Origin of the sequence: Streptomyces sp. S.PNR 29 (genome assembly GCF_030386795.1) — a bacterium.
Classification (GTDB): domain Bacteria; phylum Actinomycetota; class Actinomycetes; order Streptomycetales; family Streptomycetaceae; genus Streptomyces.
On record NZ_JANUQM010000003.1, the window covers coordinates 854,585 to 875,622 of the forward strand.

Annotated in this window: 16 protein-coding genes and 1 pseudogene; 7 read left to right on the forward strand and 10 right to left on the reverse strand. The window is 70.5% G+C overall.

Annotation, left to right across the window (positions count from 1 at the left end):
- Positions 1–82 precede the first annotated feature (82 nt).
- Positions 83–1,108 carry an ATP-dependent 6-phosphofructokinase gene (locus NW895_RS12385; RefSeq protein WP_289935480.1) on the forward strand — a complete coding sequence of 342 codons (1,026 nt, stop codon included), beginning with the start codon at positions 83–85 and terminating at the stop codon, positions 1,106–1,108.
- Here NW895_RS12385 and NW895_RS12390 read toward each other — a convergent pair.
- Entirely contained in the window at positions 1,105–1,746 is a 642-nt protein-coding gene (locus NW895_RS12390) for a helix-turn-helix transcriptional regulator (RefSeq protein WP_289935481.1), read from the reverse strand. The two genes, NW895_RS12385 and NW895_RS12390, sit on opposite strands and share 4 nt — an antisense overlap.
- Positions 1,747–1,977: 231 nt before the next feature.
- Here NW895_RS12390 and NW895_RS12395 point away from each other — a divergent pair, with 231 nt between their 5' ends.
- Positions 1,978–2,463 (forward strand): TIGR03618 family F420-dependent PPOX class oxidoreductase, encoded by a 486-nt coding sequence (locus NW895_RS12395; protein WP_289935482.1) that lies wholly within the window; start codon positions 1,978–1,980, stop codon positions 2,461–2,463.
- Positions 2,464–2,471: 8 nt separating this feature from the next.
- On the opposite strand, the gene NW895_RS12400 is transcribed toward NW895_RS12395, so the two are convergent.
- The 5 genes from NW895_RS12400 to NW895_RS12420 form a co-directional block, all read right to left on the reverse strand.
- Positions 2,472–3,311: a carbohydrate ABC transporter permease gene (locus NW895_RS12400; protein ID WP_289935483.1), complete on the reverse strand. Its 840-nt coding sequence runs from the start codon at positions 3,309–3,311 to the stop codon at positions 2,472–2,474.
- Positions 3,312–3,319: 8 nt separating this feature from the next.
- Positions 3,320–4,180, reverse strand: coding sequence for a sugar ABC transporter permease (locus tag NW895_RS12405; RefSeq protein WP_289935484.1), 861 nt, complete (start codon positions 4,178–4,180; stop codon positions 3,320–3,322).
- An 11-nt stretch (positions 4,181–4,191) separates the two neighbouring features.
- A complete protein-coding gene (locus tag NW895_RS12410) occupies positions 4,192–5,556 on the reverse strand; it encodes an extracellular solute-binding protein (RefSeq protein WP_289935485.1) in 1,365 nt (454 codons plus the stop codon).
- Positions 5,557–5,677: 121 nt separating this feature from the next.
- Positions 5,678–6,376 carry a response regulator gene (locus NW895_RS12415; protein WP_289935486.1) on the reverse strand — a complete coding sequence of 233 codons (699 nt, stop codon included), beginning with the start codon at positions 6,374–6,376 and terminating at the stop codon, positions 5,678–5,680.
- Positions 6,373–8,028 carry a sensor histidine kinase gene (locus NW895_RS12420; RefSeq protein WP_289935487.1) on the reverse strand — a complete coding sequence of 552 codons (1,656 nt, stop codon included), beginning with the start codon at positions 8,026–8,028 and terminating at the stop codon, positions 6,373–6,375. The genes NW895_RS12415 and NW895_RS12420 overlap by 4 nt, the downstream gene beginning before the upstream one ends.
- A gap of 153 nt (positions 8,029–8,181) precedes the next feature.
- Here NW895_RS12420 and NW895_RS12425 point away from each other — a divergent pair, with 153 nt between their 5' ends.
- The 5 genes from NW895_RS12425 (at position 8,182) to NW895_RS12445 (ending at position 14,465) form a co-directional block, all read left to right on the forward strand.
- Positions 8,182–9,567 carry a cation:dicarboxylase symporter family transporter gene (locus tag NW895_RS12425; protein ID WP_289935488.1) on the forward strand — a complete coding sequence of 462 codons (1,386 nt, stop codon included), beginning with the start codon at positions 8,182–8,184 and terminating at the stop codon, positions 9,565–9,567.
- Between the two features lie 263 nt (positions 9,568–9,830).
- The gene (locus tag NW895_RS12430) at positions 9,831–10,259 is read left to right on the forward strand and encodes a MerR family transcriptional regulator (RefSeq protein WP_289935489.1); all 429 of its coding nucleotides are present in this window, start codon (positions 9,831–9,833) and stop codon (positions 10,257–10,259) included.
- Positions 10,256–10,570 carry a thioredoxin domain-containing protein gene (locus tag NW895_RS12435; protein ID WP_289935490.1) on the forward strand — a complete coding sequence of 105 codons (315 nt, stop codon included), beginning with the start codon at positions 10,256–10,258 and terminating at the stop codon, positions 10,568–10,570. The genes NW895_RS12430 and NW895_RS12435 overlap by 4 nt, the downstream gene beginning before the upstream one ends.
- A 139-nt stretch (positions 10,571–10,709) precedes the next feature.
- Positions 10,710–12,971: an AAA family ATPase gene (locus NW895_RS12440; RefSeq protein ID WP_289935491.1), complete on the forward strand. Its 2,262-nt coding sequence runs from the start codon at positions 10,710–10,712 to the stop codon at positions 12,969–12,971.
- Positions 12,972–13,046: 75 nt separating this feature from the next.
- Positions 13,047–14,465, forward strand: coding sequence for a cytochrome (locus tag NW895_RS12445; RefSeq protein WP_289935492.1), 1,419 nt, complete (start codon positions 13,047–13,049; stop codon positions 14,463–14,465).
- Between the two features lie 6 nt (positions 14,466–14,471).
- Here NW895_RS12445 and glgB read toward each other — a convergent pair whose 3' ends face one another.
- From glgB to NW895_RS12465, 4 genes and pseudogenes are all read right to left on the reverse strand, one after another.
- Positions 14,472–17,228, reverse strand: coding sequence for a 1,4-alpha-glucan branching enzyme (glgB, locus tag NW895_RS12450; RefSeq protein ID WP_289935493.1), 2,757 nt, complete (start codon positions 17,226–17,228; stop codon positions 14,472–14,474).
- Positions 17,229–17,260: 32 nt separating this feature from the next.
- Positions 17,261–18,655 carry a maltokinase gene (locus NW895_RS12455; RefSeq protein WP_289935494.1) on the reverse strand — a complete coding sequence of 465 codons (1,395 nt, stop codon included), beginning with the start codon at positions 18,653–18,655 and terminating at the stop codon, positions 17,261–17,263.
- A gap of 119 nt (positions 18,656–18,774) precedes the next feature.
- The gene (treS, locus tag NW895_RS12460) at positions 18,775–20,475 is read right to left on the reverse strand and encodes a maltose alpha-D-glucosyltransferase (RefSeq protein ID WP_289935495.1); all 1,701 of its coding nucleotides are present in this window, start codon (positions 20,473–20,475) and stop codon (positions 18,775–18,777) included.
- Positions 20,472–21,038: pseudogene (locus tag NW895_RS12465) on the reverse strand (alpha-1,4-glucan--maltose-1-phosphate maltosyltransferase); the annotation flags it as partial. The gene treS and the pseudogene NW895_RS12465, both read right to left, overlap by 4 nt.

Sequence of the window (21,038 nt, forward strand, 5' to 3'; positions counted from 1 at the left end):
CGCGGAAGCGGCACCGCCTTGGGGGACGTGAAAGAATCGGACTGGCTCACCGGTATCAACAGCGAGCAGGAGACACAGCACGATGCGTATCGGAGTTCTCACCGCAGGCGGCGACTGCCCCGGCCTGAACGCCGTGATCCGGTCGGTCGTGCACCGGGCGGTGGCCCAGTACGACGACGAGGTCATCGGCTTCGAGGACGGCTACGCGGGTCTGCTGGACGGCCGCTACCGCACCCTCGACCTCAACGGGGTCAGCGGCATCCTGGCCCGCGGCGGCACGATCCTGGGGTCGTCGAGGCTGGAGCGGGACCGTCTGCGCGAGGCCTGCGAGAACGCGGCCGACATCGTCAGCGACTTCGGCATCGACGCGCTGATCCCGATCGGCGGCGAGGGCACGCTGACCGCGGCCAGGATGCTCAGCGACGCGGGCCTGCCGGTGGTGGGCGTCCCGAAGACGATCGACAACGACATCTCCTCCACGGACCGCACCTTCGGCTTCGACACGGCGGTCGGGGTCGCCACGGAGGCGATGGACCGCCTGAAGACGACCGCCGAGTCCCACCAGCGGGTGATGGTCGTCGAGGTCATGGGCCGCCACGCCGGGTGGATCGCCCTGGAGTCCGGCATGGCGGCCGGCGCGCACGGCATCTGCCTGCCCGAGCGTCCCTTCGACCCCGCCGACCTGGTCAAGATGGTCGAGGAGCGCTTCGCCCGCGGCAAGAAGTTCGCGGTGATCTGCGTCGCCGAGGGAGCCCACCCCACCGAGGGCACCATGGACTACGGCCACGGCGAGATCGACCAGTTCGGCCACGAGCGCTTCCAGGGCATCGGCACGGCCCTGGCGCACGAACTGGAGAAGCGGCTCGGCAAGGAGGCCAAGCCGGTCATCCTCGGCCACGTCCAGCGCGGCGGCACACCGACCGCGTACGACCGGGTGCTCGCCACGCGCTTCGGCTGGCACGCGGTGGAGGCCGCGCACCGGGGCGAGTTCGGCAGGATGACGGCCCTGCGCGGGACGGACATCGTGATGGTGCCGCTGGCGGAGGCGGTGACCGAGCTGAAGACGGTGCCGAAGGACCGGATGGACGAGGCGGAGTCGGTGTTCTAGCCGCCGCCGTTCCGGGCGGTCGTCAGGGTCGTCACCGTCGTCCAGAAGTGCTCGACGATCCGGTCGAGGAAGTCACGGCACGCGTCACCGGAGCCGCTGCCGCCGCCGCGCCGCCCGACGGCGGCGGCCATCCGCCCGTGGTAGTCCTGGTGCAGCTGCTGCAGAACCCCGGCCAGCAGCCGCCGGTCCAGGGGCACGACCTTCGCCAGGGACCGGACAGGGGCCTGCCGGCGGGTGGTCACGGCGTTGCGGAGCAGCTCGGCGAGTTTCCTGTCGCGCCCGGTGACGGTGACCAGGTCGGGCAGCGAGAGACCGAGCAGATCGGCGAGCGCGGCGGACTGCCGGTCGGTGCCGCGCCACGCGTCCGTCTCCTCCATCCGCAGATACGCCAGCAGCTCCAGCCCGACCGCACGGGCGACGTCCTCGGGCGCGAGCCCGCGTGCCAGGCGGTGCTCGCGCAGGGTCCTCGGCCGGCCCACGAGTTCACCGGGTGAGCACCACAACACCCCGGCCAGAGCGGTCAGTTCGGAGTTGCCGGGGGAGGTGATCCCGCGTTCCCAGGCGATGACGTGGTCCGGGGTGACGTAGGGGAGCCCGTACGAGACTCGCATGCCGTAGGCGACATGTTCAGGCCCCATTCCCAGAGCGACACGGAGCCGGCGGGCGGCGGGGGCGTCGAAGGGCGGGGTCGGCGGGGTGGGCGGATTCGGCTGAGCTGGGCGTCGGCGCACGGGCCACAAAGTAGGGCGAAGGACATGCGGTGACTACGTTCTGTTCGGCCAGGATCACAGATCGTAGGAAGCTACGGTTCCGGCCGTCGGGGCGGGGTGGCCGAAGATCGACTGCCGGTGGGGCGGGGCGGTGCGACGATGGCGCGGGGTCCGCCCGGACGGGCGCCCCGGAGGGTGGTGAAAAGTGTGAACGTCAAGCTTGAGGGGCATATGCGCGAGCGTTTGCTCGCCCCGAACTTCTGGCATCTCGCGACCGTCGGCCCGGACGGTGTGCCGCAGGTATCGCCCATGTGGGCGGACATCGAAGACGAGTACGTCATGGTCAACTCGTCGATCGGGCGCGTGAAGATCGACAACCTGCGGCTCAATCCCAACGTTTCGCTGTCGCACCACGACCCCGGGAACCCGTACGACCGGGCCGAGATCCGGGGACGGGTGGTGCGGTTCGTGGAGGGGGAGGCGGCCGAGCGGGCGATGGACCGGCTGGCGCGGAAGTACATCGGGGAGGAGCGGTATCCATGGCTGCTCCCCGGGGAGCGGCGGGTGATGCTGCTGATCGAGCCGGTGCGGGTGCGCCGGGTCGTGGGGGTGGAGCCGTTCCGGGCGGGGGTGTTGCCGCAGTAGGCAAGGCCTCACCCCTTGACCGCCCCGCCCAGCGCGAAGCCGCCCCCCAGCCGCCGGGCGATCAGCACGTACAGCAGGAGCACGGGCGTCGAGTAGACGACCGAGAAGGCGGCCAGCTGCCCGTAGGCCACCATCCCGCGGTTCCCGAAGAACTCGTTGATGCTCACCGACGCCGGCATCCGGTCCGGGGTGAGCAGCAGCATGAAGGGGACGAAGAAGTTCCCCCACATCATCACGAACGAGAAGACGGTCACCACGGCGACCCCCGGCCCCATGAGGGGCAGCACGATCCGCACGAGGGACTGCAGCGTCGACGCGCCGTCCGTCCACGCCGCCTCCTCCAGTTCCCGCGGCACACCGTCCATGAAGTTCTTCATCAGCCAGATCGCGTAGGGGAGTTGGGAGGCGGCGAAGAACAGGATCGTCCCCTGCGCGGTGTCGATGAGGTTCACGCGGACGAACAGCGCGTACACCGGCACCATGATCGCGGTGATGGGCAGGCTCGTCGCGAAGAGGATCGCCAGCAGGAACGGACGGTTGAGGCGGGAACGGAAGCGGGAGAGCGGGTAGGCCGCGAGCACCGCGCACCCGACCGTCAGCGCCGTGGCGCCCCCGCACAGGACCAGGCTGTTCAGCAGGGGCGTGAACGTGATGTCCGAGGTCCAGATGGCGCTGAAGTGGTCCGCTGTCAGGCCGTCGGGAGCCTTCACCCCGAGGCCGGCGCGGGGGTCCACGGAGGACAGGACGACCCAGGCGAGGGGAAGCGCGAAGGCGGCCGCGACGATGAGGAGGCCGGCGTCGGCGGCGAGGCGGCGGGACGTGCGACGGGCGGCGAGTGTACGGGCCATGTCGTTCGTCAGACCTCCGTCCGCAGCAGGCGCAGGTACAGGACCGAGAACAGGGAACCGATCAGCAACAGCAGCAGGGCCACCGCCGTGCCGTAGCCGATCAGACTGTTCTGGAAGGCCTGTTCGTACATGAAGAGGGGCAGCGTCTGGCTCCGCCCGCCGGGGCCGCCCCTGGTCATCACCCAGATCAGCCCGAAGACGGACAGCGTCTGGAGGGTGTTGAGCATCAGGTTGGTGCCGATGGAGCGGCGGATCATCGGCAGCGTGATGTGCCACATGCGGCGCAGACCGCCGGCGCCGTCGACCTCGGCGGCCTCCGTGATCTCCTTCGGAATCTCGTTGAGGGCGGCCGAGTAGACCAGCATGGAGAAGGCCGTGCCCCGCCAGACGTTGGCGAAGGAGACGGCGAGGATCGGGAGCGTGAAGAGCCAGTTCTGGGAGGGCAGGCGCAGCCAGTCCAGGATCGCGTTCAGGGTGCCCTCGCGGCGGAAGAACGCGTAGAGCAGAAAGCCGGCGACGACCTCCGGGAGCACCCACGCCGTGACCACGATGCCGCCGGTGAGCGTACGGACGGGGCGTGACGCGCGCCGCATCAGTGCCGCGAGGGCGAGGCCGAGGGTGTTCTGCCCGACGAGGGACGACAGAACCGTGAAGACGAGGGTCAGCCACACCGCGTTGAGGAACGCCTCGTCGCCGAACGCCGTACGGAAGTTGTCGAAGCCGATGAACGACGCCTCGGCCTGACCGGTGAGCTGGAGGTCGGTGAAGGCGATGTAGGCGCAGTACGCGATCGGGCCGGCGAGGAAGAGGAGCAGGAGGACGACGGCCGGGGTGACGGGGAGGACGCGGACGAGGGAGCGAGGAGCCATGAGCCGAGGGCTCACTTCTCGATCACCTGGTTGTCCGCCGCTGTCCTCAACTCCTCGTCGTAGCCCTTCGCCGCCTCCTCGACCGACTTCTCGCCCGTCGTGACGCCCTCCATCGCCTCCTGGACGGCGACGGAGACCTTCGGGTACGCGGGGTAGGCGGGCCGGTAGTGGGTGCTGGCGACGAGGTCGGTGAAGAACTCGATGCCGGGCTGCGCCTCGACGTACGCGGGGTCGTTCGCGACGTCCTCCCGTACCGCGATGCCGGAGTTGGCCACGTACCACTTCTGGGCGTTCGCCTTCGTCTGCATCGTCTTGATGAACTCGAAGGCGAGGTCGGGATGGGCCGCCTTGGCGGGGATCGCCCAGGTCCAGCCGCCGGACATGCTGACCTGGCCGGGGGACTGGCCGTGCTGGGTGGGCATGGCGGCGAGGCCCAGCTCCTCGGACCACTCGGGCCATTCGTGGCCGCTGCCCTCCAGCCAGTCCTGCGGGAGCCAGGAGCCGTCCAGAGCGATGCCGAGCTTGCCCTGCGGGAGCCACTCGCCGCGCACCCGGGTCATGACGTTCGGGTCGAGGGCGTCGGCGACGTCCGGTCCGAGCTTCTCCTCGTAGACGGTCTCGACGAAGGTGAGGGCGTCCTTGAAGCCCTGGCCGCCGGCGATCCATTTCTTCGCGGCCTTGTCGTACAGGGGGTCCGTCGTGCCGTCGTTCGTGCCGTAGAGCAGCATCTCGAAGGTCTGCATGGTGGCGGCCTCGCCGACGGCCTTGCCCGTGTAGACGTTCAGGGGGATGACGCCGGGGACCTTCCGTTTGATGGTGCGGGCGGCGTCGAGGACGTCCTTCCAGGTCCTGGGCTGCCAGTCGGCCGGTAGGCCGGCCTTGGCGAAGATGTCCTTGCGGAACCACAGGCCGCGGGTGTCGGTGCCGTCGGGGACGCCGTACGTCCTGCCGTCCTCGCCCTTGGCCGCGGCCTTGGCCGTGTCGATGAACCGGTCCCAGTCCTGCCACTTGGCGAGGTACGGATCGAGGGGCTTCAGATACCCACTGGTGATGTCCGAGTTGATGAGGAAGGTGTCCTCGTAGACCAGGTCCGGGGCGGTTCTGGGGGAGCGGAGCATCTGCTGGAGCTTGGTGTAGTACTCCGCGTCCGGGGCCTTGACGGGGACGAGTTCGACCTTCTTGCCGGGGTGGGCCTTCTCGAACTGCTTCTTGATGTCGGCGAGGTAGGTGTCCATCACCTTGACGGAGTTGTCCGTGGACTGTTTGAAGGAGACTTTCACGGTGTCCGGATCGCTGCCGGAACCGCTGCCGCAGGCGGTGAGGGCGGCTGCGACGAGGAGGGCGGGGAGTAAGGCGGCGGTGGGGCGCACGGGCACGACCTCCTGCGGGCGCACGTCGTTGTGGCCGGGCGATGGGTGTGGTGCGAACGTATGAGGGGTGGTCCGGTCAGTCAATGCGTCGTGCGGCGGACTGACGAGAGCGGCCCCGGTACCGCCCTCACCGCCCCCTCTCCACCCCGCTCACCCACCGGTAGACCAACTCGGGCCGCCCCACCTGCCCGTACAACGGACTCCGCCCGGCCCGCCCCGCGTCCACCAGATGCTCCAGATACCGCCGGGCCGTGATCCGGGAGATCCCCACGGCCTCCGCGACGCCCGCCGCGGTCAACCCCTCCTCCGCCTCCCGCAACGCACCCGTCACCCGCTCCAGCGTCGGCCCGCTCAGCCCCTTCGGCAGCGCCGCCGGGCCCGGCGCCCGCAGGGTGGCCAGGGCGCGGTCGACCTCGTCCTGGCCGCTGGCCTCGCCCGCCGCCGAGTGGAACTCGGCGTACCGCACCAGCCGGTCCCGCAGGGTCGCGAAGGTGAACGGCTTCAGGACGTACTGCACGACCCCCAGTGACACGCCCTCGCGCACCACCGTCAGATCCCGCGCCGACGTCACCGCTATGACGTCCGCGTGATGCCCGGCGGCCCGCAGGGAACGCGCCAGCTGCAGCCCGTGCACGTCCGGCAGGTGCAGGTCCAGCAACAGCAGGTCCACCGGCGTACGGTCGAGCATGCGCCGCGCCTCCGCGCCCGTGTGGGCCTTGCCGACGGCCACGAAGCCGGGCACCCGGCCGACGTACATGACGTGCGCGTCGGCGGCGACGGGGTCGTCCTCCACGACGAGGACGCGGATGGCCTGCTCGGTCGTCATCTGTCGCCTCCGGAAACCGCGCCCCGCGACAGCGCCTTCGCCGACGCGGTGCCCCCGCCGGCGTCCTCCAGCGGCAGCCGCGCCTCGAACTCCGCCCCGCCTCCGTCGGCCTCCGCCACCGTCAACGTCCCGTCGTGCCGGTGCACCGCCTGCCGCACCAGCGCCAGCCCCAGCCCCCGGCCCCCGGGCCCCGCCGGCTTCGTCGAGAAGCCGCGCTGGAAGACCAGGTCGGCGTGGCCCGGGTGCACGCCCGGGCCCGTGTCGCAGACCCGCAGCACCAGCTCGGCACCTTCCGTGTACGCCGTCACCGTCACCTTCGCCCGCCCGCTCCCCTGCGCCGCGTCCACCGCGTTGTCGATCAGGTTGCCCAGGATCGTCACCAGGTCGCGGGCGGGCAGCGAGGGGGGCAGCAGCCCGTCGTCCAGGCGGCTGTCCTCCGAGACCACCAGCTCCACGCCCCGCTCGTTGGCCTGGGCCGTCTTGCCCAGCAGCAGCGCCGCCAGCACCGGCTCGCTCACCGCCGCCACCACCTGGTCGGTCAGCGCCTGGGCGAGTTCCAGTTCGGCCGTCGCGAACTCCACCGCCTCCTGCGCCCGGCCCAGCTCGATCAGGGACACGACCGTGTGCAGCCGGTTCGCCGCCTCGTGCGCCTGCGAGCGCAGCGCCTGCGTGAAGCCGCGCTCGGAGTCGAGCTCGCCCATCAGGGACTGGAGTTCCGTGACGTCCCGCAGGGTCACCACCGTGCCCCGGCGTTCGCCGCCGGACACCGGTGAGGTGTTCACCACCAGGACCCGGTCCGCCGTCAGGTGCACCTCGTCCACCCGCGGCTCCGACGCCAGCAGAGCCCCGGTCAGCGGCGCCGGCAGCCCCAGATCCGCGACGGACCTGCCCACCACCTCACCGGTCACCCCCAGAAGCTCCCGGCCCCCGTCGTTGATCAGCGCCACCCGGTACTGACCGTCCAGCATCAGCAACCCCTCCCGCACCGCGTGCAGTGCCGCCTGGTGATAGTCGTGCATACGGCTGAGCTCGGCCGCGTTCATGCCGTGGGTGTGGCGGCGCAGACGGGCGTTGATGACGTACGTGCCGACCGCGCCGAGCGCGAGCGCGCCGGCCGCGACGCCGAGCAGGGCCGTCAGCTGGCCCTGCACCCGCTTGCTGATCGCCTCCACCTTGATGCCGGCGCTGACCAGGCCGACGACCTTCCCGCCCTCCTCGACCGGGGTGACCGCGCGGACCGACGGGCCGAGCGTGCCGGTGTAGGTCTCGGTGAAGGTTCCGCCCCGCTGCGCGGCCTCGATGTGGCCGCGGAAGCGCTGGCCGATCTGTTTCTCATCGGGGTGGGTCCAGCGGATGCCCTGCGGGTTCATGATCGTGACGAAGTCGACCTCGGTGTCGCGCATCACCCGCAGTGCGTACGGCTGGAGCTCGGCCGTCGGGTCGGAGGTGTGGATCGCCTCCCGCACGGACGGGGAGTCGGCGACCGAGCGGGCCACCGCCCTGGCCTGCCGGGCGGCCGCCTCCTCGGCCTGGCTGCGGTCGCTGACGTAGGTGAAGAGTGCATATCCGGCCACCACGACCGCTATCAGAACGGCCTGCATGGCGAAGAGCTGCGCCGCCAGGCTGCGAGGTCTCGGGACGGGGATACGCATGTCGTCAGTCTGCCTCTTGGCCGATTGTGAACTAAATGAACGGAAGGGTGACCGCGCTCACATGGCAGGGGATAGTCACGGCAATCCCCAATAACCCACCCGGACGTGAGCCGCACGCCGGTGATGCCGACGACGTCGTCAAGGAGGGCCGCCGTGACCAGCGCAGCCGATACGGCACCTACCGCACCAAAAGCCAAGCGGGACCGCACGCACTACCTCTACATCGCAGTGATCATCGCGGTCGCCGCAGGTATCGCCGTGGGGCTTGCCGCACCCGACTTCGCGGTCGAGCTGAAGCCGATCGGAACCGGCTTCGTGAACCTGATCAAGATGATGATCTCGCCGATCATCTTCTGCACGATCGTTCTCGGCATCGGATCCGTGAGGAAGGCCGCCAAGGTCGGTGCCGTGGGCGGCATCGCCCTGGGCTACTTCATGGTGATGTCGCTGGTGGCGCTGGGCATCGGCCTGGTCGTCGGCAACATCCTGGAGCCCGGTACGGGCCTGCACATCACTGACGCGATCAAGGACGCCGGCCACGAGCAGGTGGACTCCGAGGCTTTGCCGCCGGTCGAGTTCGTGCTCTCGATCATCCCGACCACGATGGTGTCGGCCTTCACCAACGAGTCGGTCCTGCAGACCCTGCTGATCGCCCTGCTCGCCGGCTTCGCGCTGCAGGGCATGGGCTCCGCCGGCCAGCCGATCCTGCGCGGTGTCGAGCACATCCAGCGGCTCGTCTTCCGCATCCTCGCCATGGTGATGTGGGCCGCCCCCATCGGCGCGTTCGGCGCGATCGCCGCCGTCACCGGCTCCGCGGGCGTGGACGCGCTCAAGAGCCTCGCCGTGCTGATGCTCGGCTTCTACGTCACCTGCTTCCTCTTCGTCTTCATCGTGCTCGGCGTCCTGCTGCGCGTCATCGCCGGCCTGAACATCATCACGCTGTTCAAGTACCTGGGCCGTGAGTTCCTGCTGATCCTGTCCACCTCCTCCTCCGAGTCCGCGCTGCCGCGGCTCATCGCGAAGATGGAGCACCTGGGCGTCAGCAAGCCGGTGGTCGGCATCACGGTCCCGACCGGCTACTCCTTCAACCTCGACGGCACCATGATCTACATGACCATGGCCTCGCTGTTCATCGCCGACGCCATGGGCACGCCGATGTCGATCGGCGAGCAGATCCCGCTGCTGCTGTTCCTGCTGGTCGCCTCGAAGGGCGCGGCAGGTGTCACGGGTGCCGGTCTGGCCACGCTCGCCGGCGGTCTGCAGTCGCACAAGCCGGCCCTGGTGGACGGCGTCGGCCTCATCGTCGGCATCGACCGCTTCATGAGCGAGGCCCGCGCCCTGACCAACTTCGCGGGCAACGCCGTCGCCACCGTCCTGATCGGCACCTGGACGAAGGAGATCGACAAGGAGCGGGTCGGCCAGGTCCTCGCCGGTCAGATCCCCTTCGACGAGGCGACGCTGCTGGACGAGGGCCACGGCGGCGGCGACACCGCCGAGGTGCCCGAGCAGGGCAGCGAGAAGGAACTCGCCAAGGCCTGACGCGGCGCAGGCCCGCACAGACTCCGGGCGGCTGGGATGCTCCCCCGTCGCTCAGCCGCCCGGTCAGTTCCACGACAACTCGACAACTGGGCTCGGCCACCGGCTCGGTGGCTCGGGAGGCGGGCACGCCCGCCGCGGTCGGTACGGTGACCGCGGCGGACGTGCCCGCCTCTTCCGTGGCCGGCGACCACGGCCGGCCCGAACACCGAATCGACTTGCCCGCCGTTGCCTTGACGTCCGCGTCAAGGCTTACGTTCGTCCGTATGCGAATCGGCGAGCTGGCCGCCCGGGCCGGGACCACGACGCGGACGCTGCGGTACTACGAGGCGCGGGGGCTGCTGCCCGCGCGACGCAGCGGCAACGGATACCGGACGTACGACGAGAGCGATCTGAGGCTGCTGCAGCAGATCCGGACGCTGCAGGACTTCGGGTTCGACCTGGAGGAGACGCGGCCCTTCGTGGAGTGCCTGCGGGCCGGGCACCCGGCGGGGGACTCGTGTCCCGCGTCCCTCGCGGTCTACCGGCGCAAGCTGGCCGAGCTGGACACGCTGATCGGTGAGCTCCAGGCCGTGCGCGCCCAGGTCGGCGCGCAGCTGGAGCGGGCCGAGCAGGCACGGGACGAACTGGCGGCCGATGCGGCGGTTCCGGGGGGTCCGGAGCCGGGATGCGAGCTGGGAGGGCACACGTGGTGACCGAAGTGACGGACGCGGACTTCGCGGCGGAGGTGATCGGGGCGGACCTGCCGGTGCTGGTGGAGTTCACCGCCGACTGGTGCCCGCCGTGCCGGCAGATGGGGCCGGTGCTCAGTGCCCTCGCCTTCGAGGAGGGGGACCGTCTGAAAGTGGTCCAGCTGGACGTGGACACCAATCCGGAGACGACGAACGCCTACAAGGTGCTGTCGATGCCGACGTTCATGGTGTTCCGGGACGGCGAGCCGGTGAAGTCGATGGTGGGCGCACGGCCCAAGCGGCGACTGCTGGAGGAGCTGTCCGACGTGCTGTGATGCCCGCCCGGGCATGAAGAAATCCCCCGAGCAATTGCGCTCGGGGGATTTCTTTGCGTATATTTATTGATTCGCGACTTCAAGTCGGTGGAGTCGCGGAGAAGTTCAGTGAGCACAGTATATCCGGGCGGGAGCGGAATTGTCAAACACCGAATTGCCGGACGATGAATTGCGGCAGGAACAGGAATTCATCGACGAGCTGTACGCGCGCGTGGACGCGCTGCGCGGCGACACCGAGGTCTCCGTCACGGACGCGCTCGGCCAGGGCCACACGCCCATGCAGGCCAGGCTGGAGCGGGACATCCTCGTCGCCGAGCGTTCCGGGCTGCTCGCCGCGCTGAACGCGGTGGACGGCTCGCTCTGCTTCGGCCGGATCGACCTGACCTCGGGCACCGTCCACCACATCGGCCGGATCGGTCTGCGCGCCGACGACGCCGAGCGCACCCCGATCCTGATCGACTGGCGAGCCGACGTCGCCCGCCCCTTCTACCTGGCCACCGGCCACACCCCGATGGGCCTCAGGCGCCGTCGCCACATCTCCACCGACGGCCGCAGGGTCAGCGCCCTGCACGACGAGATCCTCGACCTCGGCGACGAGACCAGGACCGGCCACGAGGACCCGACGGGCGACGCCGTGCTGCTCGCCGCGCTCAACTCCGCGCGCACCGGCCGGATGAGCGACATCGTGCAGACCATCCAGGCCGACCAGGACCGCATCATCCGCGCACCGCACCGCGGCGTGCTGGTGGTGGAGGGCGGCCCGGGCACCGGAAAGACGGCCGTCGCCCTGCACCGCGCCGCCTACCTCCTCTACGAGCACCGGGAGCTGCTCGCCAAGCGCGCCGTCCTGATCGTCGGCCCCAACCCGGCTTTCCTCGGCTACATCGACGAGGTCCTGCCCTCCCTCGGCGAAACCGGTGTGCTGCTGGCGACCGTCGGTGAGCTGTTCCCCGGCGTGAAGGCCACCCGGGCGGACACGCCCGAGGCGGCCGCCGTGAAGGGGCGCGCGGACATGGCCGACGTGCTCGCCGAGGTCGTCCGCAGCCGGCAGGCGCTGCCCGACCCGGTGATCGCGATCGAGCACGACCGCGAGGTCCTCATGCTCGACGACGGCCTGGTGAACGTCGCCCGCGAGCGCACCCGTGCCGCCAAGCTGCCGCACAACGCGGCCCGCGAGCACTTCGAGGGTCACATCCTCAACACGCTCACCGAGCTGTACGCCGAGCGCATCGGCACCGACCCGTTCGACGGGTCCAGTCTGCTGGACCCCGCCGACATCACCCAGATCCGCGACGAACTCGCCGAGAACCCCGAGGTCTGGTCCGCCATCGACCAGCTGTGGCCCGTGCTGAGCCCGCAGCGGCTGGTCGCCGACTTCCTCGCCGCCCCCGAGGGCTTCCTCTCCGACGAGGACGCGGACGCCGTCCGCCGCCCGGTGACCCGGCACTGGACGGTCGCGGACGTACCCCTGCTGGACGAGGCCGCCGAACTCCTCGGCGAGGACGACCGGCAGGCGCGGGAGCGCGCGGAACGGGAGCGAGCGGCACAGATCGCCTACGCCCAGGGCGTGCTGGACGTGTCGTACGCGTCCCGGACGTACGAGTTCGAGGACAAGGAGGACAGTGACCCCGACGCCTCGGAGGTCCTGTCCGCGCACGACATCATCGACGCCGAACGGTTCGCCGAACGCCAGGAGGAGGACGACCACCGCAGCGCCGCCGAACGCGCGGCGGCCGACCGCACCTGGGCGTTCGGGCACATCATCGTCGACGAGGCGCAGGAACTGTCGCCGATGGCCTGGCGGATGCTGATGCGGCGCATCCCGACCCGCTCCATGACGCTGGTCGGCGACCCGGCGCAGACGGCGGAGGCGGCCGGTGTCGGCGCATGGGCGGACATCCTGGAGCCCTACGTCGAGGACCGCTGGGAGCACACCCGGCTCGGCGTCAACTACCGCACCCCGGCCGAGATCATGGAGGTGGCGGCGGCCGTGGTCCGCGCCGAGCATCCCGGCTTCGAACCGCCGAGTTCCGTGCGCTCCACGGGCGTACGGCCCTGGGCCCGCGCCACCGACGACCTGCCGGCCGCCGTGGCCGAGGCGGCGGCGGAACTCACCCCCGCCGAGGGCCGCCTCGCGGTGATCGCCCCCCGCGACCTGCACCGCAGGCTCGCGGCACACCTGGACGGGGTGACGGCGGGCGCGGAGCCGGACCTGACGCAGACCGTCGTCCTGCTCGACCCGCGCCAGTCCAAGGGCCTGGAGTTCGACTCCGTGCTCGTGGTCGAGCCGGGGCGGTACGGCACGAGCGACCTGTACGTGGCGCTGACCCGGGCCACACAGCGGCTGGGCGTGCTGCACACCGGTGACCTGCCCAAAACGCTGGCCGACGCCTTCGCGTAACGGGGGATCACCAAGATGTAACGGTTCGTGTCCTGATTACTGCGCGTGCACGGCCGGTGCGGTATGCGTGTCGCTATGGAAGCCCAGCCTCACGCGCCCGCGCCGGCCGACTGCCCGACGCTCGCCTCACTGCCGGTGGAGCCGCTGCTGACCGCGGAGTTCGACGCGGACCCCGGGGCGGTCTACCGGAGACTGCGGCGCACGCACGGTCCGGTCGCGCCGGTCGGGCTGATGGGCGTACCGGTGTGGCTGGTCCTCGACTACCGCGAGGTCCTTGAGGTGCTCAGGAACGAGTGCCAGTGGCGGCGGGACATCCGGTACTGGCGTGCCCGAGCACAGGGACGGCTCCCGGCCGACTGGCCGCTGCTCGCCGGGTACGAGGTGCGGCAGACCATGTTCATGGACGGCGAGGAGCACCAGGCCGCCCGTGGCGTCCTGCACTCGGCGCTGCGCCCCTTCCAGGAGGCGCGCAGTCCGCAGGGCTGGGAGCTGCGGGCAGCCGTCGCCCGGTACACCGACGACCTGGTCGCCCTGCTGGCCGCCGAGTCCGGCTCGGCCGGCTTCGCCGACCTGGGCGCCCAGTACACCCGGCCGCTGCTGCTGATGGTCACCACCCGGCTGTTCGGCTGCCCGGTGGAGCTCGGCGACGAGCTGGTCATGGACCTGTGGCGGATGCTCGACGGCGGCCCGGACGCCGGTGCCGCCACGGCCCGGGCGCTGGCCACGATGACCCGGCTCGCCGCCCACCGCAGGGCCCGGCCCGGCGACGACCTCACCTCCTACCTGCTGCTCGCCGATCCCGGCCTCAGCGACGAACAGCTCGGCCGGGAGCTGTTCATGAACGCGGTCTACCTCAACGACATCACCGGCAACATGGTCATGAACACCCTGCTGGAGGTGCTGCGCGGCAACGCCACCGTGCGGCGCAGCCTGTCGGCCGGGCAGCTCGGCGAGGCCGTCAACCGGGCCGCGCTGGCCAACCCGCCCGTCGCCAACATGTGCTTCCGCTTCGCCGCGCGGGACGTGCCCCTGGGCGCCTACTGGGTGCGGGCCGGCGACATCGTCTCGCCGTCCGCGGCCGCCGCCCACCAGGACCTCCTCGCCCTCGGCACCTCCCACCTGGTCGGCTCCGCCGTGAGCACCCGGGCCCACCTGGGCTGGGGAGCGGGCCCCCACCAGTGCCCCACCACGGCCCGCGAACTCGGCAGCATGATCGTGACCACGGCCGTGGGCCGCGTCTTCGACCACTTCGCCCGCGCCGAACTGACCCTCCCCCCGGACCAGCTCCCCTGGCGCTCCGGCCCGGTCGTACGCGGCCTGCGCCTGCTCCCGGTGCGCTACGAACTGTCCGCGAGCGCCCCCAAGCGCCGCCCGTCGACCGCGATGCCCCGGCCGGGCGAGGACCGCCCACCCCTCACCACCGGCACGCACAGCGCCGACGGCTCGGCCAGGGGGCTGCTGTCGGCGCTGCGCAGGCTGATGTTCGGGAAGTAGGCGGGGTCAGGCCGGCCGCAGCCACACCGTCGCCAGTGGGGGCAGGGTCAGGCGGATGCTGGCCGGGCGGCCGTGCCAGCCCTGTGGCTCGGGCTTGACGGGGTCGGGGTTGGTGACGTCGCTGCCGCCGTACTTCGCGGCGTCGGTGTTGAGGACCTCGTGCCAGGCGGGGACGTCGTCGGGGACGCCCAGGCGGTACTCGGGGCGCACCACGGGGGCGAGGTTGGACACCGCCAGCAGCGGGGTGCCCTCGGCGTCGAGGCGGAGGAAGGCGAAGACGTTGTCCTCCGCCGCGTCCCCCACCACCCACTCGAAGCCGGAGGCGTGGGTGTCGCGCTCCCACAGGGCCGGGGTGCGGCGGTAGACGGTGTTGAGGTCGCGGACCAGGTCGCGCACGCCCCGGTGGTCGGCCTCCGCGCCGTAGTGCGGATCGAGCAGCCACCAGTCGGGGCCGTGCGCCTCCGACCACTCCGCGCCCTGCGCGAACTCCTGCCCCATGAACAACAGCTGCTTGCCGGGGTGGGCCCACATGTAGCCCAGGTACGCCCGGTGGTTGGCGCGCTGCTGCCACCAGTCGCCCGGCATCTTCGACACCAGGGAGCCCTTGCCGTGCACCACCTCGTCGTGGGAGATCGGCAGGACGTAGTTCTCGCTGTAGGCGTACACCATCGAGAACGTCATCTCACCGTGGTGGTACTTGCGGTGGACCGGCTCGTGGCTCATGTACTGCAGCGAGTCGTGCATCCAGCCCATGTTCCACTTCAGACCGAAACCGAGCCCGCCGAAGCCGCTCGGGCCCTTGTGGTGGGTGGCGCGGGTGACGCCGTCCCAGGCCGTGGACTCCTCCGCGATCGTCACCACACCCGGCACCCTGCGGTACACCGTCGCGTTCATCTCCTGCAGGAACGCCACCGCGTCCAGGTTCTCCCGGCCGCCGTGCACGTTCGGCACCCACTGGCCCGGCTCACGCGAGTAGTCCAGGTACAGCATCGAGGCGACCGCGTCCACGCGCAGCCCGTCGATATGGAACTCCTCGCACCAGTACACGGCGTTCGCCACCAGGAAGTTGCGCACCTCGCGGCGCCCGAAGTCGAACTCCAGGGTGCCCCAGTCGGGGTGCGCGGCCCTCAGCGGATCCTCGTGCTCGTACAGGGGGCGTCCGTCGAACTCGGCGAGCGCCCAGTCGTCCCGTGGGAAGTGGGCCGGCACCCAGTCCATCAGCACACCGATGCCGGCCTGGTGCAGGCGGTCCACCAGGTACCTGAAGTCGTCGGGCGTGCCCAGGCGGGCGGTCGGGGCGTAGAAGCCGGTGACCTGATAGCCCCACGAGCCGCCGAAGGGATGCTCCGCGACGGGCATCAGCTCCACGTGCGTGAAGCCCAGGTCCCTGACGTACGCGGGCAGCTGTTCGGCCAGTTGACGGTAGGTCAGCCCTGGTCGCCAGGACGGCAGATGGACCTCGTACACCGAGAAGGGCGCCTCGTGCGCGGGGACCTCGGCCCGCTTCGCCAGCCACTCGTCGTCACCCCACTCGTACCGCGAGGTGTACACGATCGAGGACGTGTTGGGCGGCTCCTCCGTACGGCGCGCCAGCGGGTCGGCGCGCAGCGTCTTCGAGCCGTCGGGCCGGGTGATCTCGAACTTGTACAGCTCGCCCTCGCCGATGCCCGGCACGAACAGTTCCCACACGCCGGAGGAGCCGAGGGAGCGCATCGGGAAGCCGGTGCCGTCCCAGAAGTTGAAGGTGCCGGCCACCCGCACCCCGCGGGCGTTCGGCGCCCACACCGCGAACCGGGTGCCGGTCACGCCCTGGTGGGTCATCGGATGCGCGCCGAGCGCCTCCCACAGCTGCTCGTGCCGGCCCTCGCCGATCAGGTGCAGGTCGAACTCGCCGAGCGTGGGCAGGAAGCCGTACGCGTCCTCGGTTTCCTGGACCGTTCCCTCGTACGCCACGAGGAGCCGGTAGGCCGGGACCTCCCGCAGGGGCAGCAGACCGGAGAAGAAGCCCTGCCCGTCGTCGTGCAGCTCCGCCCGCAGATCCCCGGCGACCACGGTCACCGACAGGGCGTACGGCCTGAAGGCCCGGAAGGCGATGCCGCCCGGCACCGGGTGCGCGCCGAGCACGGAGTGCGGGGAGTGATGCGTGCCGCTGAGCAGCCGCTCCCGGTCGCCCGCGTCGACGGCGGGGGAGACGGCGACCTCCAGCGGCTCGGCCACGACCGGCCCGGGAGCCGGGGCCGCCTTCTTCGCGGGGGCCTTCTTGGCGGGGGCCTTCTTCGCGGTCGTCTTCTTGGCCGTTGTGGTGGCTGTCTTCTGGGCTGCGATCTTCTTGGTGGCCGGTGTGTCGGCGGTGGTCTTCGCGGCTGCCGTCTTCTTGGCGGTCGCCTTCTTCGCGGTCGCCTTCTTGGCCGTCGTCTTCTTGGTGACCGTCTTCTCGGCGGCCGTCTTCTGCGCCGCGATCTTCTTGGCCGCGGCCTTCTTCGCCGTCGTCTTCTGAGCCGGGACGGCCTTCGCGGTCTTCTTCGCCGTGGTCTTCTTGGCCGTGGTCTTCTTGGCCGGGGCAGCCTGCTCCGGCACGGCGGTCTCCTTCACCGCCTTCGCCGTTTTCGCGGCCGCCTTCTTGGCGGCGGCCGTCGTCTTCCTGGCAGCCGCCGTGGTCTTCTTGGCGGCGCTCTTCTTCTGCGCGGTCGTCGGCTGCTCGACGCCGGTCTCCTCGGCCGTCTTCTTCGGATCCGAACCGCTGGACGGGGGGCGCGGGGTCACGGGCGGAGCCTCCTCGGCGAAGGTCAGGTGGATCAGGTCAGATCGGCGGCGGCCAGGCGGCGCACCGCCGACAGCGGTACCGGGAGCCAGTCGGGGCGGTGCCGGGCCTCGTACACGACTTCGTAGATCGCCTTGTCCGTCTCGTAGGCGCGCAGCAGCACGGGGTCGGTACGCGGATCCCGGCCGCTTATCTCCGCGTACCCGGAGCAGTACGCGGCCCGGCACGTCTCGGCCCAGCCCGGCACCGCCGGGTCGGCCGAGTGCGCCGCGTAGTCGAAGGAGCGGAGCATCCCCGCGATGTCCCGCACCGGCGGCTGCGGCATCCGCCGCTCGGCCAGTGGCTTGGCCGGCTCGCCCTCGAAGTCGATCAGCGCCCACTGCCCGGACGGGGAGCGCAGACACTGACCGAGGTGCAGGTCGCCGTGGATGCGCTGCGCGGTCCAGGTACGGCCCTCGGCGGCCAGATCGGCCAGCGCCGTGAACGCCGAGTGCAGCCCGGGCGCGTACGGCCGCAGCGCCGGCACCGCCTGCACGGCCTCCTCCAGCCGCTCGGTCATGCCGGCGACCAGCTGCTCCAGCTGCATGTGCCCCAGGGTGACGGTCGGCAGCGCACGGGCGAGCGCCGTGTGCACCTCGGCCGTGGCGCGCCCGAGCGACCGCGCCTCGGCGCTGAAGTCCTCGCCCTTGGCGAGCTCCCGCAGCGCCAGCTCCCAGCCGTCCGTGGCTCCCTGCACATACGGCTGGAGCACCCCCAGCACCCACGGCTGGTCGGCCAGGTCCGCCACCATCCACGCGGTCGGCGCGGGCACCCGTGGGCAGCCCTGGTGGGCCAGCGCCAGCGGCAGCTCCAGATCGGGGTTGATGCCGGGGACTATCCGGCGCAGCACCTTGAGGATGAACGTATCTCCGTAGACGACCGACGAGTTCGACTGCTCGGCGGTCACCACGCGCGGCACCAGCCCGTTCCGGATCTCCTGGCCCTGCTCCCGCTCGAAGCGCAGCCCGCCGATGCGGGCCCGGGTGCGCAGTGCCTCCAGGAGGACCTCGGCGGGCCGGGTGTCGTAGAGGGCGTCGTAGACCGTGCGTCCGGTCAGCGGGCCCTCGGTCACGTGCCCGATCAGCGCGGGCGCCAGCCGGGGCGGCAGCGCCTCGCGCACGCCTATCAGCAGCTGGTAACAGTCGCCCGGGTGCTCGGGCGCACCGTGGGACGCCACGAGCGGCTGATGGGCGCGCACGAGCAGGTGGTACAGGCCGAGGCGGGAATCCGCCGGCAGCAGCTCGGTGGCCGTGACCAGCGAGAACCCGGTGACCGGACGCCCCTTTCCCGCGAACCAGCGCTGTCGCGGCAGCCACTCCCGCAGTAGTGGGTCCAGTGACCCCAGCAGGCCGGGAGGGGCGGTGACGGTACGGGTGACGGCTTCCGACATGGCGTCGCGTCCTTTCCCCGGGTCGTCGGGGTGTTACTGATGCGTGCCCCGGGCGGAGCGGAGGAAACGCCCCGCCCCGGGCTTTGGGATCCGTCCGGCCGGATCCGCCGGATCAGGTCCTACGCGGCGTCCTTGCGGAGCCGGAACCAGTAGAAGCCGTGACCCCCGAGGGTGAGCAGGTACGGCAGTTCACCGATGGCCGGGAAGCGTACCCCGCCGAACAGCTCGACCGGGTGGCGTCCCTCGAAGGCGCGCAGGTCGAGCTCGGTCGGCTGCGCGAAACGCGAGAAGTTGTTGACGCACAGGACCAGATCGTCCTCGTACTCGCGCAGAAAGGCCAGTACCGCCGGGTTGGAGGACTGCAGTTCGGTGTAGGAGCCGAGACCGAAGGCCACGTTCTGCTTGCGGATCTCGATCATCCGGCGGGTCCAGTGCAGCAGCGAGGAGGGTGAGGCCATGGAGGCCTCGACGTTGGTGACCTGGTAGCCGTAGACCGGATCCATGATCGTCGGCAGGAACAGCCGCCCGGGGTCGCAGGAGGAGAACCCGGCGTTGCGGTCCGGGGTCCACTGCATGGGCGTGCGGACGGCGTCGCGGTCGCCGAGCCAGATGTTGTCGCCCATGCCGATCTCGTCGCCGTAGTAGATGATCGGCGAGCCGGGCAGGGACAGCAGCAGGGCCGTGAACAGCTCGATCTGGTTGCGGTCGTTGTCCAGCAGCGGTGCGAGCCGGCGCCGGATGCCGATGTTGGCGCGCATGCGGGGGTCCTTGGCGTACTCGGCCCACATGTAGTCGCGCTCTTCGTCGGTGACCATCTCCAGGGTCAGCTCGTCGTGGTTGCGCAGGAAGATGCCCCACTGGCAGCCCGACGGGATGGCGGGCGTCTTGGCGAGGATCTCGGAGACCGGGTAGCGCGACTCCCTGCGCACCGCCATGAAGATCCTCGGCATCACGGGGAAGTGGAACGCCATGTGGCACTCGTCGCCGCCGCTCGGGTAGTCGCCGAAGTAGTCGACGACGTCCTCCGGCCACTGGTTGGCCTCCGCCAGCAGCACCTTGTCGGGGTACTGGTCGTCGATCTCCTTCCGCACCCGTTTGAGGAATTCGTGCGTGGCCGGAAGGTTTTCGCAGTTGGTGCCCTCCTGCTGGTACAGGTACGGCACCGCGTCCAGCCGGAAGCCGTCGATGCCGAGGTCCAGCCAGAACTTCAGCGCGGAGATCATCTCCTCCTGGACGGCCGGGTTCTCGTAGTTGAGGTCCGGCTGGTGGGAGAAGAAGCGGTGCCAGTAGTACTGCTTGCGGACCGGGTCGTAGGTCCAGTTGGACACCTCGGTGTCCACGAAGATGATCCGGGCGTCCTGGTACTGCTTGTCGTCGTCCGCCCACACGTAGTAGTCGCCGTAGGGCCCGTCGGGGTCCTTGCGGGATTCCTGGAACCACGGGTGCTGGTCGCTGGTGTGGTTCATGACGAAGTCGATGATGACCCGCATGCCGCGCTGGTGGGCGGCGTCGACGAACTCCACGAAGTCGGCGAGGTCGCCGAACTCCGGCAGGACGGCGGTGTAGTCGGAGACGTCGTAGCCGCCGTCCCTGAGCGGTGACTTGAAGAAGGGCGGCAGCCACAGGCAGTCCACGCCGAGCCACTGCAGGTAGTCGAGCTTGGCGGTCAGTCCCTTCAGGTCGCCTACGCCGTCACCGTTGCTGTCCTGGAAGGAGCGGACGAGGACCTCGTAGAAGACGGCGCGCTTGAACCAATCCGGGTCCCGGTCCTTGGCGGGTGTGTCCTCGAAGGTGTCCGGAACGGGCTCGTTGACGATCATTTTGTGGGTGACCCTCCGATCTGCGGGGTGGACGGTCGCAGAACCCTGAAAACGTGCGCGGGCCTGTGGCCCGGTTCGAGGCGCACATAGTTGGCCCTGCCCCAGTGATAGGTCTCGCCGGTGAGCTCGTCGCGCACCGGCACCGACTCGTGCCAGTCCAGGCCGAGTTGCGGCATGTCCAACGAGACCGTGGCCTCCTGGGTGTGGTGAGGGTCGAGGTTGGCGACCACCAGAACCGTGTTCGAGCCGTTCCGCTTCGAGTACGCGATCACCGCTTCCTGGTCCGCGTGGTGGAAGTGCAGATCGCGCAACTGACGCAGCGCCGCGTTCTCGCGCCGAATGGTGTTGAGCCTGGTGAGCAGGGGGCTGATGGTGCGGCCCTCACGTTCGGCGGCCTCCCAGTCGCGGGGGCGGAGCTGGTACTTCTCGCTGTCGAGGTACTCCTCGCTGCCCTCGCGCAGCGGGATCCGCTCGCACAGTTCGTAGCCGCTGTAGATGCCCCAGGTGGGCGAGAGGGTGGCGGCGAGGACGGCGCGGACCTCGAAGGCGGGGCGGCCGCCGTG